The organism is Halomonas sp. AOP12-B1-6, assembly GCF_052379225.1.
In the GTDB taxonomy this organism is placed as follows: domain Bacteria; phylum Pseudomonadota; class Gammaproteobacteria; order Pseudomonadales; family Halomonadaceae; genus Vreelandella; species Vreelandella casei.
Window position 1 is genome coordinate 358,936 of record NZ_JBQSYK010000002.1, and the last position, 16,567, is coordinate 375,502.

Annotated in this window: 15 protein-coding genes; 4 read left to right on the forward strand and 11 right to left on the reverse strand. The window is 55.0% G+C overall.

What is annotated here, in order from left to right:
• Nucleotides 1-24: 24 nt before the first annotated feature.
• The 6 genes from iolD to ACT3TR_RS06995 all read right to left on the reverse strand — a co-directional run bounded on the left by iolD (nucleotide 25) and on the right by ACT3TR_RS06995 (nucleotide 7,769).
• Entirely contained in the window at nucleotides 25-1,872 is a 1,848-nt protein-coding gene (gene iolD / locus ACT3TR_RS06970; RefSeq protein WP_444624883.1) for a 3D-(3,5/4)-trihydroxycyclohexane-1,2-dione acylhydrolase (decyclizing), read from the reverse strand.
• Nucleotides 1,872-3,830: a bifunctional 5-dehydro-2-deoxygluconokinase/5-dehydro-2-deoxyphosphogluconate aldolase gene (locus ACT3TR_RS06975; protein WP_444624882.1), complete on the reverse strand. Its 1,959-nt coding sequence runs from the start codon at nucleotides 3,828-3,830 to the stop codon at nucleotides 1,872-1,874. The genes iolD and ACT3TR_RS06975 overlap by 1 nt, the downstream gene beginning before the upstream one ends.
• A gap of 83 nt (nucleotides 3,831-3,913) precedes the next feature.
• Nucleotides 3,914-4,711: a TIM barrel protein gene (locus tag ACT3TR_RS06980; protein WP_096277421.1), complete on the reverse strand. Its 798-nt coding sequence runs from the start codon at nucleotides 4,709-4,711 to the stop codon at nucleotides 3,914-3,916.
• Nucleotides 4,712-4,720: 9 nt separating this feature from the next.
• Nucleotides 4,721-5,611, reverse strand: coding sequence for an ATP-binding cassette domain-containing protein (locus tag ACT3TR_RS06985; RefSeq protein ID WP_096277419.1), 891 nt, complete (start codon nucleotides 5,609-5,611; stop codon nucleotides 4,721-4,723).
• A 1-nt stretch (nucleotide 5,612) separates the two neighbouring features.
• On the reverse strand, nucleotides 5,613-6,743 hold the full coding sequence (locus ACT3TR_RS06990; RefSeq protein WP_301733742.1) for an ABC transporter permease: 1,131 nt from the start codon (nucleotides 6,741-6,743) through the stop codon (nucleotides 5,613-5,615).
• Nucleotides 6,744-6,797: 54 nt separating this feature from the next.
• Nucleotides 6,798-7,769, reverse strand: a complete 972-nt coding sequence (locus ACT3TR_RS06995; RefSeq protein ID WP_096277415.1) for a sugar ABC transporter substrate-binding protein — start codon at nucleotides 7,767-7,769, stop codon at nucleotides 6,798-6,800.
• A 218-nt stretch (nucleotides 7,770-7,987) separates the two neighbouring features.
• On the opposite strand from ACT3TR_RS06995, the gene ACT3TR_RS07000 reads away from it, so the two are divergent.
• The 4 genes from ACT3TR_RS07000 to ACT3TR_RS07015 all read left to right on the forward strand — a co-directional run bounded on the left by ACT3TR_RS07000 (nucleotide 7,988) and on the right by ACT3TR_RS07015 (nucleotide 11,616).
• The gene (locus ACT3TR_RS07000; RefSeq protein ID WP_096277413.1) at nucleotides 7,988-8,863 is read left to right on the forward strand and encodes a MurR/RpiR family transcriptional regulator; all 876 of its coding nucleotides are present in this window, start codon (nucleotides 7,988-7,990) and stop codon (nucleotides 8,861-8,863) included.
• A gap of 49 nt (nucleotides 8,864-8,912) precedes the next feature.
• Complete coding sequence (gene iolG / locus ACT3TR_RS07005; protein WP_096277411.1) at nucleotides 8,913-9,920, forward strand: inositol 2-dehydrogenase; 1,008 nt, start codon at nucleotides 8,913-8,915, stop codon at nucleotides 9,918-9,920.
• 11 nt (nucleotides 9,921-9,931) lie between these two features.
• Nucleotides 9,932-10,735, forward strand: coding sequence for a 5-deoxy-glucuronate isomerase (gene iolB, locus ACT3TR_RS07010; RefSeq protein WP_096277409.1), 804 nt, complete (start codon nucleotides 9,932-9,934; stop codon nucleotides 10,733-10,735).
• Nucleotides 10,736-10,872: 137 nt separating this feature from the next.
• The gene (locus ACT3TR_RS07015; RefSeq protein ID WP_441685377.1) at nucleotides 10,873-11,616 is read left to right on the forward strand and encodes a sulfite exporter TauE/SafE family protein; all 744 of its coding nucleotides are present in this window, start codon (nucleotides 10,873-10,875) and stop codon (nucleotides 11,614-11,616) included.
• On the opposite strand, the gene ACT3TR_RS07020 is transcribed toward ACT3TR_RS07015, so the two are convergent.
• The 5 genes from ACT3TR_RS07020 to ACT3TR_RS07040 form a co-directional block, all read right to left on the reverse strand.
• Entirely contained in the window at nucleotides 11,588-12,331 is a 744-nt protein-coding gene (locus ACT3TR_RS07020; RefSeq protein WP_444624881.1) for an HAD family hydrolase, read from the reverse strand. The genes ACT3TR_RS07015 and ACT3TR_RS07020 overlap by 29 nt on opposite strands.
• Nucleotides 12,332-12,452: 121 nt before the next feature.
• Nucleotides 12,453-13,358: an NAD-dependent epimerase/dehydratase family protein gene (locus ACT3TR_RS07025; protein WP_444624880.1), complete on the reverse strand. Its 906-nt coding sequence runs from the start codon at nucleotides 13,356-13,358 to the stop codon at nucleotides 12,453-12,455.
• Nucleotides 13,359-13,556: 198 nt separating this feature from the next.
• Nucleotides 13,557-14,861, reverse strand: coding sequence for a TRAP transporter large permease (locus ACT3TR_RS07030; protein ID WP_096277400.1), 1,305 nt, complete (start codon nucleotides 14,859-14,861; stop codon nucleotides 13,557-13,559).
• A 75-nt stretch (nucleotides 14,862-14,936) separates the two neighbouring features.
• Nucleotides 14,937-15,500 (reverse strand): TRAP transporter small permease, encoded by a 564-nt coding sequence (locus ACT3TR_RS07035; protein ID WP_441685370.1) that lies wholly within the window; start codon nucleotides 15,498-15,500, stop codon nucleotides 14,937-14,939.
• Nucleotides 15,501-15,581: 81 nt separating this feature from the next.
• Complete coding sequence (locus ACT3TR_RS07040) at nucleotides 15,582-16,565, reverse strand: TRAP transporter substrate-binding protein (RefSeq protein ID WP_441685368.1); 984 nt, start codon at nucleotides 16,563-16,565, stop codon at nucleotides 15,582-15,584.
• Nucleotides 16,566-16,567: the final 2 nt, after the last annotated feature.

Below are 16,567 nucleotides of genomic sequence, written 5' to 3' on the forward strand. Positions count from 1 at the left end.
TTATGATTGTTTAAGCATGCTCGACTAACGCGCTTGTTGCTGCTTGGCATCGCGGTAGCTCTGGTAGGCCGAATTGACCGCTTCCCGTTCAGAAACTTCGGGCACGGCCACTTCCCACCAGGCACCGCCTTCTTGGGTGCTGGGTAGCGGGTCGGTATCCAGGGCGATCACATAGGTGGTTTGAGACTGGCGGGCACGCACAAGTGCTTGCTCAAGCTCGGCAATACCGGTGACTGACTCAGACGCGCAACCTAAGGATTTGGCATGCGCAGCAAAGTCGGTTTTGGGCGCGCCAGCTTCGACCGTACGGCAATCTTCGAGCAGGTTATTAAAGCCTGCGCCGCCAGTGGCCTGTTGAAGGCGGTTAATACAGCCATAGCCGCGGTTATCCAACACCACCACTATCAGCTTGTGACCCAGCATCACCGAGGTCGCAAGCTCTGAGTTGTGCATCAAATAGCTGCCGTCGCCAACCATGACCACCACTTCGCGCTCGGGCTTGGCCATTTTTACGCCCAGCCCACCGGCAATTTCATACCCCATGCACGAGAAACCATACTCCACGTGATAGCTGCCAGGGCCTGAGCATTGCCAGAGTTTATGTAGCTCACCCGGCAGTCCGCCGGCAGCACACACCACGGTCGAGTCATCGCCTGCCTGACGGTTGACCGCGCCGATCACCTGGGCGTCGGTCGGCAATACCAGCCCTTGGTCAGCCGTCACGTTATTGACGACATCGGCCCATTCGCGCTTGAGCGTTGCGGTGCGTTCTCGCCAACTATCCGGCGCATGCCATTCAGCTAGCTCAGCGTCAAGCTGCTGCAAACCCACCCGTGCATCGCTGATAAAGGGCAGCGCATGGTGCTTGAGGCTATCAAAACGGCCGACGTTAAGGGCAATGAGCGTTTTCTCACCGCTTTCAAATAAGGCCCGCGACCCGGTGGTGAAATCTTGCAGCCGTGTGCCAATCGCCAGAATGACATCCGCCTGCTTCGCCAACTGGTTGGCGGCAGCGCTACCGGTCACGCCAATGGCGCCCACCGCACAAGGGTGGCGGTCCGCCAGCGCGCCTTTGCCTGCCTGTGATTCGGCAACCGGTATGCCATGCGCCTGGGCAAAATGCTCCAGCGTTTCGCAAGCATCCGCGTAATGCACCCCGCCACCGGCAATGATCAACGGGCGCTTTGCCTGCTTAAGAGCAGCAACCGCTTGCTGAAGCTCATCCTGTGTTGGTGGCGCGCGGCGAATGCAATGCACCCTGGGGGCAAAAAAGCGTTCGGGGTAATCATAGGCAAAGGTTTGTACATCTTGAGGGAGTGCCAGCGTTGCAGGACCACAGTGCTCCGGATCGAGCAGCGTAGCGATAGCCTGCGGCAAGCTCGTTAGCAGCTGCTCCGGGCGGCTGATACGGTCGAAATAGCGCGACACGGGGCGAAAGCAGTCGTTAACGCTGATTAAAGGGTCGCCAAAATGCTCGACCTGTTGCAGCACCGGGTCAGGCGCTCGGGTGGCAAACGTATCGCCCGGCAACAGCAGGATGGGCAGACGATTAGCGTGTGCCAAGGCCGCGGCGGTGATCATGTTGGTGGCGCCCGGACCAATGGAACTGGTGGCCGCCATCAGTCGCTTGCGCCCATTGGCTTTGGCAAACGCAATCGCCGCGTGGGCCATTGTTTGCTCATTGTGGGCGCGAAACGTCGGCAAGTGGTCTTGAACGTGGTAAAGCGCTTCACCTAATCCTGCCACATTGCCATGGCCAAAAATCGCAAACACGCCTTCAAACAGTGCCACCTCTTGACCATCAACCTCAATACGTTGCGCGGCCAGATACTTAACCAACGCCTGGGCCATGGTCAGTCGAATAGTGCTCATTACGCCTCCTCCGAGTGAAGCAACGTGTGCCGCTGGCTTTCGCGCAGCTGCTGCCATGCCTGAATCAGCTCGGCATAATTAGTAGCTACCCGCTGCACCAGGCCGGCATCATCAATACGCCCTGCCAACCAATCGCGGCTGGCGCTGGCAAACAGCGTGCGCCCAACGGTAAAACCTTTGCAGCACGCGTGTTTAGCGGCTTCTTCAAAGCCGCGCTTCATGTCATCCATGGGCGCGTCTAGCCCGAGCAGCACCACGCCGCGGCAATAGCTATCTTCTCGGGCGATGATCGCGCCCACTGCCTGCCAGGCCGCATCAGACATGGCGGGAAGCTTCCACCAGTCGGGATAAATGCCCAGGTTGTAAAGCCTCTGCAGGCTGCGCGGCAGCACGGTGGTGTCGCTGGGCATATCAGCGGGAGGAATGATCTCGATCAACAGCTCCAGCCCATAGGCACACGCGGCCTGATACAGCTGACGCAGGCGCTCTTCTTGCTCAAGACGCAGCGACAGTTCGTCATCAGGGTGATAGAACACCAGGCATTTAATGATGTGCTCGCGTGGCCAGTGGCGCAGGCAAGCACCTAAGTCGTCGCCGTGTTGAAAGCGCAGCGGGCGAGAACCGGGTAGCTCTACCGGCCTGCCAATCCACCAGCCGCGGCCACTTGCCAGGCTTAGCGCCTCTTGACCAAATACGTCGTCAACCAAAATCGCGGGCGTGGTGATATTGCCTAGCCGTGCGCCTTCTTGAGCTGCCTGCACAAGAAGCTCTTTCAGCACAGGCAACCGTGCAGGGTCGGTGTGTTCATCACGGGCCATATCAGTGAGCTGGCGGCGATGGTCAAACGCCAGCCCCAGCACTTCAGGCCATTGGGCCGGCACGCGTGTGGTCACTCGGTGCAAATGGTTCAGACGTTGATCGATATCGGGGCGCAGCACCTCATCGCGGCGGGCTAAATAATCCAACAACTCATCTTCTGTCGGCATTGCAGGGGCGCAGCCATGGCGAGAAACCACCAGTGCCCCGCAGGCGTTGGCATAATCGGCACTGGTTTGCCAGGATTCGCCGCGCAACCAGCCGCGTAATAGCCCGCTCATAAAGGCGTCACCGGCCCCCAGTACGTTGAGCACCTCGACCTGTACCCCTTTCACCAGAATGCCGTCTTCGATGCGCTCGGGAATCGCCCCTTCTAATACTACGCAGCCCAGCGGCCCCAGCTTGCACACCAGCGTGGCATCGCTTACTTGACGTACCGCACGCAGGGCCGACAAAGTATCCGTACTGCCGCCGGCAATGTGAAACTCCTCCTCAGTGCCGACGATCAGGTCAAAATCAGGCAACCAGCGCTGTAGGTCTGCGGTAACTGAATCATCGGCGATAAAGCGTGTTTCACCATCGCCTGGGTTGGTCAGCCCCCAAAGAACGGGGCGATAGTCGATATCCAAAACACGTTTAACACCCGAGTTAGCCGCCGCCTCCAATGCCTTGCGACACGCCTTGCGCGTGGTATCGGTTGAAAGGTGGGTGCCGGTAATCGCCAGCGCCTTGGCCCTGGCGATAAAGTCTGGGTCGATAGCATTAGCATCAATGGCCATATCGGCGCAGTCGCGGCGATAAAACAGCAGCGGGAAACTTTCGCTATCCTTAAGTGCCAGCAATACCAGGCCGGTATGGCGCTCAGCATCCGTTTGTAGCGCAGACGTATCAACGCCCGCTCGCGCAAGTTCTTCGCGCACAAACTGCCCCATCTGCTCATCACCCACCCGTGACAACATGGCTGATTTTAGCCCTAGGCGTGCCGTGCCATAAGCCACATTGCCGGAGCTTCCACCTAGATATTTAGCGAAACTGGCCACATCTTCCAAACGACTACCAACCTGCTCGGCATATAGGTCGACAGCTACGCGTCCTAAACAAATGAGGTCTAACGATCGCTGGTGCGTGTCGTTGTGAAGCATAAACGTCTCCCCCACGCCACTGATCGTGGCATTGGTTATAAGTGGTCAAAGGCCTAACGGTGTCTTATTGAATTGACTCGGCCTTATAGTGAAAAGGCAGACCGAAAGCGTTCCAGCGCTAATTCGTCATCCTCGGCGGCCCAGCCTTCTAAGCCCACCGTGCCGCGATAGCCAATGTCATTCAGCGCGTTAGCAATGGCTGGATAGTTAATTTCGCCGGTGCCCGGCTCGCAACGCCCAGGCACATCAGCCACCTGCACTTCGCCGATGTAGGGCCCGCAGCGGCGAATCAACTCGATTAGATTGCCTTCACCAATTTGGGCGTGGTAAACGTCCAACATGATGCGCAGGCTAGTCCGGTCAACGCTTTCTACCAGCGCCAGCACATCGGCCAACCGAGCAAACGGAACGCCGGGGTGGTCAACGTCGGTATTGAGGTTTTCAAGCACAAAGGTAACGCCGTGCTGCTCGCCTAAATCCGCCAGCCGGTTCAAGGTTTCCCGCGCTTTGAGCCACATAGCGCCGGTCATCTCTTGGCAAGGCTTAACGGGCAACCCATTACCATCTAGCCCGGTGCCGTGAAGGTTAAGGCGCGGGATACCCAGGCGCTTGGCGACTTCTACCGACTCGGTGGCGGTGCGCAGCAGTTCATCAGCCCCGGCGGCGTCTGCCAGGGTGCCGCTGACATAGCCGGTCATGGATGAAAATGTCGCCCCGCTCTTGGCGAGTGCATCAATGTCGTGCTTAGTCCAGTCCCAGATTTCGACTTGGAAGCCCCGCTCAGAAATACGCTTAATGCGCTCCATCATGGGCAAATCGCAGAAGATCATTTCAGCACAGACGGCCAGCGTGAACGGCGATGATGGTGTTAATTGATTCATCATGCTTCCTTAGTAGCCGCTAGCAGTTCGCGGTGAAGATTGCTCAGTGCTGCTTGTTACATCGGCAGGCTGAGTGTCTTGATCAGCTAAGCTGGCTTTCTTGGCTTTATCGTCTCGTTGGAATTCCGCAAGCTCTGCATCCAGGCTTTCAAGCTCTGCGCCACCTGCCATCATATTGAGCACTTCTTCGCGGCTGACTTCCTCTTTGCGGAAGGAGCCTAAACTGCCGCCGCGTGACAATAGGGTGAACGCATCGGCCACTGGGTAAGCATGGTGGACGTTGTGGGTAATAAAGATGACCGCAAGCCCATCCGCGCGGGCTTTAGCAATGTAGCGCAGTACCACGGAGGCCTGCTTGACCCCCAGCGCTGACGTGGGCTCATCAAGAATCAGCACTTTGGCGCCAAAATAGACGGCACGGGCAATCGCCACACACTGGCGCTCCCCACCGGAAAGCGTGCCCACTGGCTGGCTTGGGTCGCGTACATCAATACCGATTTTAGACATTTCCTCCTTGGCAACCCGGTCGGCGTATTTCCAGTTGATGCGCTTGAACGGCCCCCAGCCCACCGTCGGCTCACGACCCATAAAAAAGTTACGGGTAATCGACATTAAAGGCACCATCGCCAGGTCCTGGAAAACGGTGGCGATACCGGCGTCGAGTGCGAAGGCGGGTGACTTAAAGCGGGCAGGCTTACCATCCAGCAGCATCTCGCCGTGAGTGGGTCGATGGACGCCTGACAGGGTTTTGATCAGAGTAGACTTACCCGCGCCATTATCTCCGAGTAGGCACATTACCTCACCGGAATAGACCTGCATCGAGATATCACTTATGGCGATGACACTACCGAAGTGCTTGCTGACGCTGCGCATTTCAATCATTGGAGTGCGTGTAGTCATGTTATTTAGCCTCCATCGCCTTTTTGCGCATGTAGTTGTTGAATAACACCGCCACCAGCAACATCACGCCCAGAAAAACCTGGAACCAGTCAGTATTGACACCGGTGTAGAAAATTCCCATTTGCACCATGCCGAAAATCAGCGCCCCCAGCGCGGCCCCTATCGCAGACCCATAGCCTCCGGTCAGCAAAGCGCCACCGATCACCACCGCGATAATCGCTTCCAGCTCTTTTAGCAGGCCACGGATGGTGTCCGCCGAACCGGTGTCCATCACCTGAATGCAGGCAAAGATGGTGGCCGAGAAAGCGGTGAACATGAACAGTGAAATCTTGACGCGATGGACGGGAACGCCCGAATTGCGCGCCGCATTGGCATCGCCACCACTGGCGAAGATCCAGTTTCCGTAAGGCGTGCATAGCAGCACCCAAGTCGCTACAGCGGTTAAGCCCAGCCACCAGACAATCGACACAGGAATGCCGGTGACCGTGGGGTTGCCCGCAAAGTTGGTCGCCATCCAGCCATTTGCTGCCATCCAGCTAAATAATCCCGTAGCGACTTCTCCAGAGAAAAGCGCCGCGAACCAATCTCCTGGGATATGCTCCTGCACTCCCCCCACCTGAGTACGCCCCGTCAATAACCGGCTAGTACCGATAGCCAGGCCACGCAGAATGAACAGGAAGCCCAGGGTAACGATAAATGACGGTAACCCCGTTTTATTGACCAGATTCCCGTTAATCCAGCCCACCAGGCCCGCACAGGCGAACGCCATTAAAATAGCGGCCCACAGCGGCCAGCCATACTCCACTGCAGGAATGGCAATCAGAATGCCTGCCAAACCAATCATCGAGCCAATCGAGAGATCAAATTCTCCGCCGATCATCAGCAGCGCGGCGGCCGTGGCGATAATGCCGAGCTGAGCGGCGACTTCAAGAAAATTAATAATACCCGCTGGGGTAAACATCCCGGTGCCACTGGAAGCCGCTATAAAAAAGGCAAGCACCAGCACGGCACCGGCCAGCGCCCCCAACTCGGGACGGTTAAGCGCTTTCTTCCAGAAAGAGACTCTCTGGATACGCTCATCTTGCTCAGCCGCTACTGGCGCAACCGATGGTTTCGTTTCAGTGGAACTCATGGTGACCGACTCCCAAGGCTCAACATCGCCGAGCCTTTTCCGATTAGGTAGTTATCAACGGATGCCCTGGCTACTTAACTCAATAACCTGTGCAGCGTTTTCTTGAGTGACAAACCCAGGGCCGGTGGCAACATCCCCTGCGGGTAGCAGTCCATTCTTGACGAACTGATCTAGGAACATGACGGGCAAGTAGCCTTGCATGTACTGCTGCTGGTCGATCGCGAAGTCCAGCTCGCCCGCATCAAGGGCTTCCAGAATGCCAGGCGAGAGATCAAAGGTAGCTAGAGTGAACATCTCGGTAGCGCCTTGATCGCGCATGGCACTAATCATTGGCTCAGCGGCTAGGGCGCCTAGCGTTAACACACCGCGAACATCATTGTTCTGATTAAGATAAGCGATAATGGCATTTCGGATGGCCGTGGGGTCGTACGTCGTTGCTAGCTGCTCGGCGTTACCGTCAAAGCCATCGACAAAACCGTCACAACGCTGATCAAGCCCCTGATTGCCTTGCTCATGGTTAACGCAAACGCCTTTCTCGACGCCCATCTCTTGCATGCGCTCGGCGGCTTGGCGGCCCGCCTCATACTCGCTTTGCCCGATATGCAAGCGGGCACCGTAATTGCGCGCCACGTCGCCTCCGGAGTTAATCGTGATAACGGGAATGCCGTTATCCACTGCATTTTGAACAACGCTGCCGAGTGCACTTTCATCGGTGAAAGAAAGGATTAAACCGTCTGGCTGAGACGCCACCGCCGCCTCCACGAGCTGCTGCATCTTGGCCATGTCGAAGGTTGAAGGTGCACGATACTCAAGCGTTGCGCCCACTGTTTCAGCGGCCGCTTCTGCGCCATTTTTAACCACTGACCAGAAAGGGTCCGAGGGAACACCATGGGTCACCATGACGAAGCGGTTCTCTTCTTGTGCCTGACCTTGTGCTTGCACCTGTGCGGCCCCCGCCATTAGCGCGGTGGTGGCCGCTGAGGCTAAGAGCCATTGAGGCCAGCGGGATAGAGATAGACGTGCCATAAATAATTCCTCTTAACATTATCGTTGTTGGTCGAGAAGCGGCATTTAATGCCTTGGCGCTATGAAATATAGATTCCACATCGACCCTATTGCAAACTATTTATTCTATACTTTGGTATTATTGGAATATTTATTTCACTTGAACTAGACTACATAGCAACTCGCCATTTGGCTCTGAGATTGCCAAGTGGCGCACAATCTAACGCTGAGGAATGTTTATGCAGCAGCCTCCACAAAAGCAGCCTCAAAGTTATCGCGAGCTGGAAGCGCTAATGAGTACTGAGTACGCCACGCTGAGCAAACGCTTGCAGCAAACCGCGCGCTTTATGCTCGATCATCCTCAAGAAGTCGCACTCGCGACCGTAGCGAAAATCGCTGAGCAGGCCGATGTCACCCCTTCCACGTTAATTCGCTTAGCCAATAGTTTGGGGTTTAAAGGCTTTTCTGAAATGCAGCAGCTGTTTCGCAGTCGCTTGGTAGATGAGCTTCCCAACTACACTGAGCGAATTCGCGCGGTGCGCAGTGCCACCGGAGAAACGCCCGACAGCACGCAGCTACTATGGGAATTTGCCGATGCTAATCGTGCCGTTTTAGAGCAATTGCCTAGCCGCATTGACCCAGAAAGCCTGGAAAAAGCGCTGGATATTTTTGAAAAAGCCCATGCTATTCATGTGATGGGGGCACGGCGCAGTTTTGTGGTGGCTAGTTATATGACTTATGCCCTGGCGCATGTGGATAAGCCCGCGTTGCTGGTTAGCGGATTGGGCGGTATGTACCGCGAGCAGTTACGTGCAATGAGCCAGCACGATGCTCTCTTAACGATTAGTTTTTCGCCCTATGCCGAAGAGAGTCAGCGTGCGTGTGAAGGTGCTAAGCAACGGGGCTTGCCTATCATCGTAATTACGGACTCCCACCTTAGCCCACTCGCAAGTTTTGCCGACGTGGTCTTTGTGGTTAACGAAGCCGAAGTAAAAAGTTTCCGTGGTCTAACTGCCTCACTGTGCTTGACGCAAGCCTTGGCAATCAGCCTGGGAATGCGTCAGGACAAAGCACGCGAAAAAGCCATTCAGCAAGATCAGCAACGCAACCCCTAAACACGGACATCCGCATAGACGCGGCTACAATTACAATAGGAGAAAGACGATGAGACTTGCACTCATTGGTGCTGGACGCATTGGCAAGGTGCATGCCCAAGCGATTCATTCACACCCCGACGTAACGCTGGCTGCCGTGGCTGACTTTTACGCTCCCGCCGCCGAGGCGTTGGCAAATCAGTATGCAAGCCAAGCCGTCTCTGTAGACGCTATTTTTGCAGATGACAGCATCGACGCAGTGCTAATCGCCTCTAGCACGCCCACCCACGCCGAGTATCTAGAACGTGCAGCGCGCGCAGGCAAAGCCGTTTTATGTGAAAAGCCGATCGCTCTGGATTTAGCCCGCACTCGTGATGCCCTTCAAGTGCTTAGCGAGCACCCTGTGACCTGCGCGCTGGGCTTTAACCGCCGACATGATCCCCAGTTTTCGGCCCTTAAAAAAGCGGTTACCGAAGGACGTATTGGTGCATTGGAAACGCTGACAATCATCAGCCGCGACCCCTCTCCCCCGCCTGCCGAATATATAGCCGAGTCCGGCGGCCTGTTTCGGGACATGATGATTCATGATCTTGATATGGCCCGCTGGCTGCTAGATGAGCCGATAGAAAGTGTTTTTGCCGTAGGCAGTAGCATCATCGACCCAGCCATTGGCGAAGCAGGTGATGTCGATACGGCTATGGTCACTCTCACCACGGCCAGTGGAAAGCTCTGCCAAATCAGTAATTCGCGTCGTGCCTGCTACGGCTACGACCAACGTATTGAAGCCTTTGGTAGTCAAGGTATGCTTCAGGCACAAAATGAAAGCGATACTCGTCTGCGCTTCACCGGCGAGGCAGGACAAATAGAAGATAAGCCTCAGTGGTTTTTCTTAGAGCGCTACGCACAAGCGTACCGGCTTGAAATCGGTGACTTTGTTGATGCCTGGCAGGAGAACCGCGCGCCGCTTGCAGGCGCACAAGATGGTTTAGAAGCGTTGCGTTTAGCCGATGCCGCCGAGCTCTCGTTGCGAGAAGGCCGCAAGATTCTACTGCAGACTGACACAGCCTTTACTAAATAAAGGAGAAACGCATGTCATCACTACTAGTACGCCCCGCTGCCCCGGATGAAAAAGGCACCGTTATTAACGTTACCCCCGCCTCTGCAGGCTGGGAGTATGTCGGTTTCCGTGTGCATAAACTCGCCAAAGGAGAACGCCTGGAAGCGAGCACTAACCACCAGGAAGTATGCCTCGTACTGCTGACGGGACGTGCGAATGTGGCAAGCGGCGAGCACTCTTTCGAGGACATCGGCGAACGGATGGATATTTTTGAACAGATCCCTCCTTACGCCGTTTATCTACCCAACGACGTTAGCTATCAAGTGGAGGCCACCACGGATCTGGAGCTGGCGGTCTGCGCGGCCCCAGGCCACGGCAATCATTCGCCACGCCTAATTGCCCCGGACAACATCAAACAAAGTACACGTGGGCAGGGTACTAACACGCGCCATGTGCACGACATCCTGCCTGAAGGCGAACCGGCAGACAGCCTGCTGGTGGTCGAAGTGTTTACCCCCGCCGGCAACTGGTCAAGCTACCCACCCCACAAACACGATGTGGATAACTTACCCCAAGAAACCCGGCTGGAAGAGACCTACTACCATCGCATTAACCCTGCCCAAGGCTTTGCGTTTCAGCGTGTTTATACCGACGACCGGTCTCTTGATGAAACGATGGCCATCGAAAACGGTTGCTGCGTACTGGTGCCCAAAGGCTACCACCCTGTGGGTGCTGCTCATGGCTACTCGCTCTACTACCTTAATGTAATGGCAGGCCCTAAGCGTGCCTGGCAGTTCCATAACGACCCCGATCATGAGTGGATGATGGAAAGCTAAATCGACGCTCAGTTTTTCAACATCCTGCTTTTCGATAGCCTGCTTTGCCTGCTAACGACTGTCTAATGCTATGCTGTTGTGCCTCGCTCACGCGGGGCTTTTTTTTACCACCCCTTTAAAGCATATAGAGGCCCCTCATGCTGCCCGACTACTCCGTTATCGCCTGGCTGTTGATTGTGTTTTCCGTCTACCTGACCGGCATCTCAAAAGGTGGTTTTGCGGGGGGCTTCGGTACGCTTTCAGTGCCGTTGATGGCGCTGGCGATTAGCCCCGCTCAGGCAGCAGGCCTGCTGCTACCACTATTGCTGGTCATGGACGTGTTCGCGGTAAAAGCGTGGTGGGGCAAGCATGATATAGCCGAAGTCTGGCGCTTTGTACCGGGGCTGTTCGTCGGTGTTGCGGTGGGGACGCTGTTGTTCGACCGCCTAAGTGAAGAAGGCTTACGTCTGACACTGGGTGCTATCACCTTGCTGTTTGCCGCTTACATGCTGCTTAAACCCGTCGCCAAGAAACCTATTTCCACCCGATGGGCGTTACCGGCTTCCACCATCTGCGGTTTTACCAGTTTTATGGCCCACGCCGGTGCGCCGCCGCTGAACGTGTATATGCTGCCGCGCAAACTGGCCAAAGAAACCTTTATCGCGACCTGCGCGGTGACGTTTGCGGTGGTTAACGTCATTAAACTGGCGCCATACATGTGGCTTGGCGAGATTAACGTGACCAGCGCCTGGGCCTCGCTGGTGCTGGTGCCGATTGCCTGGATTGGGGTGCGTAACGGCTTGTGGCTACAAAGCCGAGTTAACGAAAAGCTGTTCTATCGTTTAGTAATTCTGGCGATGTTTTTAGTAGGCTTTAACTTGATATGGCAGGCGCTGACATAGAAAAATGCTTATCTAAAGCGTGAGGCGACACAATATGCAAGGGTGTTCGCCAGTTTAAGCATGGCCACCCTTCTACACTCGCTACCTCAGCCAGCACTGGGTCGGGGTTCACCGCTACAGGGCAGTCAACGTACTGCAATAAGGGCAAGTCGTTACGTGAATCAGAGTAAAACGTGATGTGACTAGGCGTTACCTGTTGTTCCGCTAACCACTGTTGAAGACGTAAGACCTTTCCGCCGCGATATGAAAAGATGCCCTCGCTACCGCCGGTATAGCGTGCTTGTTCATTAATACCGCTTTCGACACTAGGCTCTACCGCCAGGACGTGGTCAATACCTAGCGTCACCGCCATGGGCGCCACCAAGTGACGGGAAGAGGCTGAAATCAGCACCATTGTATCGCCAGCCTGGCGGTGCGACTCCAAACACGCCCATGCTTGGTCGAAAATACGCGGCTGCAGGTGGGTCGCAACAAACCGCTCGACCTCCTTTTGAACATCAACAACACGGCGCCCGCGCAGCGGCTTCAGCGTCATCGCCAGATACTCTTCAAGCTTAAGCTTTCCCGCGTGGTAGGCCTGCTGCATCAGCTCTGCACGCGCCATAAAGGTCTCGGCATCGCTGATCCAACCTTGCTCTATCATCCATAGGTTCCAGCGGGCGCTGCAGTCTCCGTCCAGAAGCGTGTCATCAAGGTCAAACAAGGCCAGGCGCATAGCGGCACTCCTCTCATCGTGGGCTCGCGGTGCGTAGAGTATGCCAAGGGCCATGACAAAACGATGACGCTGCTAATCCCTCTCTTTATCGCTCTCTTTATCGCTCTCTTTATCCCTCTCTTTATCGCTCGCTATCAGCGCTCGGTAACGCATCCCGCCATGAGTAAGTCGGTGCGAAACCGACAAGACGACGTGCTTTGTCATTGCTATAGAAAGTTTCGAACTCGCCCATCTCGCGCCTGAGCGGCACGTTCGGGTAAAAGCGTTCAATCACCTGGGCATTCGTCAGGCCAACCGAAAGATCGTTATTGGCAACATTGAAGACCTCGTAACCCAGGCCATCTGTCTTCAGGCAACAGTCGACCATCTGCCCCAGATCACGCGCATCAATGTAGGCGAAGATATTGCGCTGGCGCATAGCCGGTTGATCTAAAAAGTCCGGAAATAGCTCGGCGTATTCATGCGGCTCAATAACGTTATTGATTCTTAAGCCGTAGATATCGATACCTGAGCGCGCCTGAAAGGAACGCGCCGTTACCTCATTAACCACCTTGCTCATAGCGTAGCTGTCCTGGGGAACGGTGGGATGCTCCTCATCGACCGGCAGATAGTCCGGTGTCTTCTCACCATCCGCAAAGCAGATGCCGTAAGTGGTCTCGCTGGAGGCAAAAATCACCTTAGGAATACCTAGCCGAGTGGCGGCATCCAGCACGTTATAGGTACTGAGTGTATTAATACGATAGGTTTCATTATCCGGCCGGTGCAGGATAGCGGGAATAGCGGCGAAATGGACAATAGCATCGTAACGCGGCACGCCGGTGCCCGGTTCAAGCTCGTCGATCCCTGCGTAAGCTTGGCATGCATTAAACACCTGGCCAGCGTCCGTCAAGTCGACCTTCAGAGTGGTGATACCGGGCACGTCGGACACAATCCAATCCAGATTGGTGACTCGGTGGCCCTGATCGCGCAGGTAGGCCGTCGCATGACGACCGGCCTTGCCGCTGCCGCCAGTGAAGAGAATTCGCATGGAGACTCCTTAATGAACAGAACGAACCATTCCACTTTAGCAAAGAAATGCCCAGGACTGACTGATTGAAGACAGGGCTTACTAAAAGGACTTGTGCACTGGATTAGGAGGTTAGCCGCGCGGCTACCAAGAGTATCAGTTAAGCATCCAGGCATTTTCAAAGCAGCCTGGATGCTGCCTCATGGCCAATCCGAGCGTTTATTTATTCATAGCTTCAGGCAGGTAGAGGGCGATGCCGGGAAAGATATGCATTAATGCAATCGCCAGCAGCATCAGTAGGAAAAACGGCAGCGTGGCCTTGGTAATGGTCAGAATATCTTTACCGGTTAATCCTTGAATCACGAACAGATTAAAACCAACTGGCGGCGTAATCTGCGACATTTCAACCACTACGACCAGGTAAATACCAAACCAAATCAAATCGAAGCCCGCAGCGCTTACCACCGGCATAATAATCGCCGTCACCAGCAGAATCAGCGAGATACCGTCGAGAAAACACCCCATCACCAGCAAAAGCAGGGTCAGTGCTACCAGCAGCATGGTGGGTGAAAGCCCCATTTCACTAATCGCTTGAGCCAGTTTCATGGGCACTTGAGTAAAGCCCATCGCCGAGGTTAAAAATGAGGCGCCGGCAATAATAAACGCGATCATGCAGGCCGTACGGACAGCGGCAAACAGTGAGTTTTTGAAGATATCGCGATCAAAGTGACCGTTAAAACGTGCAATCACAATCGATAGCACCACACCCACCGCAGCCGCCTCAGTGGGCGACGCTAACCCACCATAGATTGAAAAGACAATGCCGCCGATCAGTAGCAAAATAGGGACGAGTGACCACGTATTACGCAGCTTTTCCGCAAAGCTCATGTCCGACTCATCTTCACCGGTAAGCCCTTCACGATTGCCTTTAAGCAGCGCCCATAAAATGAGATAGGTCATAAACATTGCCAGGATCATTAAACCGGGGCCAATGCCTGCCATAAACAGCCTGGAGATCGACTGCTCAGTCACCACACCGTAGACGATCAGCACGATAGACGGTGGAATCAACAGCCCCAGCGTCGAGGCGCTGGCCAGCGTACCAATCGCCATATTGCTGTCGTAGCCCCGTCGTTCAAGCTCTGGTAGCGTCATCTTGCCCACCGTAGCGCAGGTCGCCGCGGAAGAGCCGCACACCGCAGCAAACATCCCGCTGCCAATAATATTGGTATGAAGTAAACGGCCAGGCAGTCGATTCAGCCAGGGTGACAGGCCGCGAAACATATTGTCGGCAAGGCCTGAGCGAAACAGTATTTCACCCATCCAGATAAACATAGGCAGTGCGGTAAGGTCCCAGCCGTAGCTAGCCCCCCAAAAATCTGAGGCTAAGATCGATCCTGGTGAGAACGAGCTGAAGAACTCTAATGCTATCCAGGCAGTGCCGATCAGCGCGAAGGCGATCCACACCCCGCTGCCAAGCAATAGCATAAGAGTAAGAATGGTAGCCAAACTTAGTAATAGCACGCGGGCGTCTCCGGAATAAAAAGCATGGGCTGAGTAAGTACAAAGTGAGTTGTCATAGACTTAGCAGACATAACCTCAGTGCATCTCACTGTCATCCGTCGCGGTGGCCTCGCGAAAGCTCGAGGGGTCGCGGGCGGCGATGCGCAATGCCATCAACAAGGCTTCGATAAGGGCCAAACACAGCAGGCCGACGCTCGTCGCCAGCACGGTTTGGGGAATCCATAGCGGAATCGACAAAAATCCTGAGGAAACATCGTTATACGCCAAACTTTCTCTTGCCAGCTCAATCAGGCCGTAACTCAGTATTAGGCTGATCGCCAGCGCAATAATTAAACAAAATACTTCAAACCAAACGCGCACGGCCGATGGCAGACGTGCAATCAGCAGCGTCACACGAATATGGGCATGGTGCACAAAGGTGTAGGCTAATCCTAAAAAGGTCGCCCCTACCAGCAGGTAAGAAGCCAGTTCCGAAACGCCGGTAATACTTAAACCCAGGCGACTCAAGCCAACCAGTACAAGCAGAGCATCTATCAATCGAAAGGTCACCTGGAACGCGATGAGCGCACAGATAGCCACCATACACGCCGCTGCTCCCCAAGCTCCCAGACGATAGAGTTTGTCGAATTTAAACGTCATATTCACAGTCTCGCGAAGCACATGGGAAAAACAGAGGGTCTGGCCAAAGCCAGCCCCTCACAAGAGCTATCAAGATGAGGATTAGCTATCCCGCTGATCGCGATAAGCTTCCAGTGCCTGCTTAGCTTCGTCATCGGCACGAGACTGCCAGTCTTCAAAGAGCTTGTCGCCAGCCGACTGTAGGGCAGCGGATATGGCTTCATTAGGCTCAGAAACCGCAACACCTTTCTCTTCCAACGTGACCAAACTAGCATCGTTATCTTCTTGGCTCATCTCCCAGCCACGTTTTTCAGCCTCAGCGGCGGCTTCCATTAACGCGTCCTGAGTCGCTTCATCCAGCCCATCAAAACTACGCTGACTCATGAATATTATATTTTTAGGCAGCCACAGGTTGGCATTGGTGTAATCCGTTACATAATCCCACGCGGCCATGGAACTGCCGGTGGAGCTGGAGGTAATCATGGCATCCACTCGGCCAGTGCTGAACGCGGTGGGAATATCCGATTCTTCGGTTTCTGTGGGGCTGCCACTCAAGTAATCGACGAAGCGCTGGGTATTGATGTTAGGAGCACGAACGCGCAACCCTTCAAACTGCGCAGGATCTGTGAGTGCTTCTGCGGTGTAAATACCTTGCGCGGGCCACGCAACCGCATACAAAGGAATCAATCCTTGATCAGCAAATAGCTCGGTAATCATGGGCTTAGTCGCTTCCCAAAGCGCGTAGGCATCATCATAGCTACCCGCTACGCCTGGCAGCGTGTCGACTTCAAAAATAGGGTCATCGTTGGACAGAACCGAGAGAAACACTTCACCTGCATCAATAGTGCCCCGGCGGACCGACGGCTTAATTTCCCCATGAGCGACCAATGCCCCCCCGCTATGAACGGTGATGGTCAGCTCACCATCGGTAGCTTCTGCCACATCTTCGGCGAACTGCTTGGTATTTTGAGTGTGGAAGCTAGCATCGCCATAGGGCGTGGCCATAGTCCATTCGGCAGCGTGAGCCGTGACCGTTAAGCCGCAGGCAGTTGCCAGTAGCAGTGTAGACGTTAGTGTTTTGCGCATCT

Excerpts from the sequence above, each read along its gene's own strand:
- iolD (WP_444624883.1), bottom strand. The coding sequence starts at position 1,872 with ATGAGCACTATTCGACTGACCATGGCCCAGGCGTTGGTTAAGTATCTG.
- ACT3TR_RS06975 (WP_444624882.1), bottom strand. The coding sequence starts at position 3,830 with ATGCTTCACAACGACACGCACCAGCGATCGTTAGACCTCATTTGTTTA.
- ACT3TR_RS06980 (WP_096277421.1), bottom strand. The coding sequence starts at position 4,711 with ATGAATCAATTAACACCATCATCGCCGTTCACGCTGGCCGTCTGTGCT.
- ACT3TR_RS06985 (WP_096277419.1), bottom strand. The coding sequence starts at position 5,611 with ATGACTACACGCACTCCAATGATTGAAATGCGCAGCGTCAGCAAGCAC.
- ACT3TR_RS06990 (WP_301733742.1), bottom strand. The coding sequence starts at position 6,743 with ATGAGTTCCACTGAAACGAAACCATCGGTTGCGCCAGTAGCGGCTGAG.
- ACT3TR_RS06995 (WP_096277415.1), bottom strand. The coding sequence starts at position 7,769 with ATGGCACGTCTATCTCTATCCCGCTGGCCTCAATGGCTCTTAGCCTCA.
- ACT3TR_RS07000 (WP_096277413.1), top strand. The coding sequence starts at position 7,988 with ATGCAGCAGCCTCCACAAAAGCAGCCTCAAAGTTATCGCGAGCTGGAA.
- iolG (WP_096277411.1), top strand. The coding sequence starts at position 8,913 with ATGAGACTTGCACTCATTGGTGCTGGACGCATTGGCAAGGTGCATGCC.
- iolB (WP_096277409.1), top strand. The coding sequence starts at position 9,932 with ATGTCATCACTACTAGTACGCCCCGCTGCCCCGGATGAAAAAGGCACC.
- ACT3TR_RS07015 (WP_441685377.1), top strand. The coding sequence starts at position 10,873 with ATGCTGCCCGACTACTCCGTTATCGCCTGGCTGTTGATTGTGTTTTCC.
- ACT3TR_RS07020 (WP_444624881.1), bottom strand. The coding sequence starts at position 12,331 with ATGCGCCTGGCCTTGTTTGACCTTGATGACACGCTTCTGGACGGAGAC.
- ACT3TR_RS07025 (WP_444624880.1), bottom strand. The coding sequence starts at position 13,358 with ATGCGAATTCTCTTCACTGGCGGCAGCGGCAAGGCCGGTCGTCATGCG.
- ACT3TR_RS07035 (WP_441685370.1), bottom strand. The coding sequence starts at position 15,500 with ATGACGTTTAAATTCGACAAACTCTATCGTCTGGGAGCTTGGGGAGCA.
- ACT3TR_RS07040 (WP_441685368.1), bottom strand. The coding sequence starts at position 16,565 with ATGCGCAAAACACTAACGTCTACACTGCTACTGGCAACTGCCTGCGGC.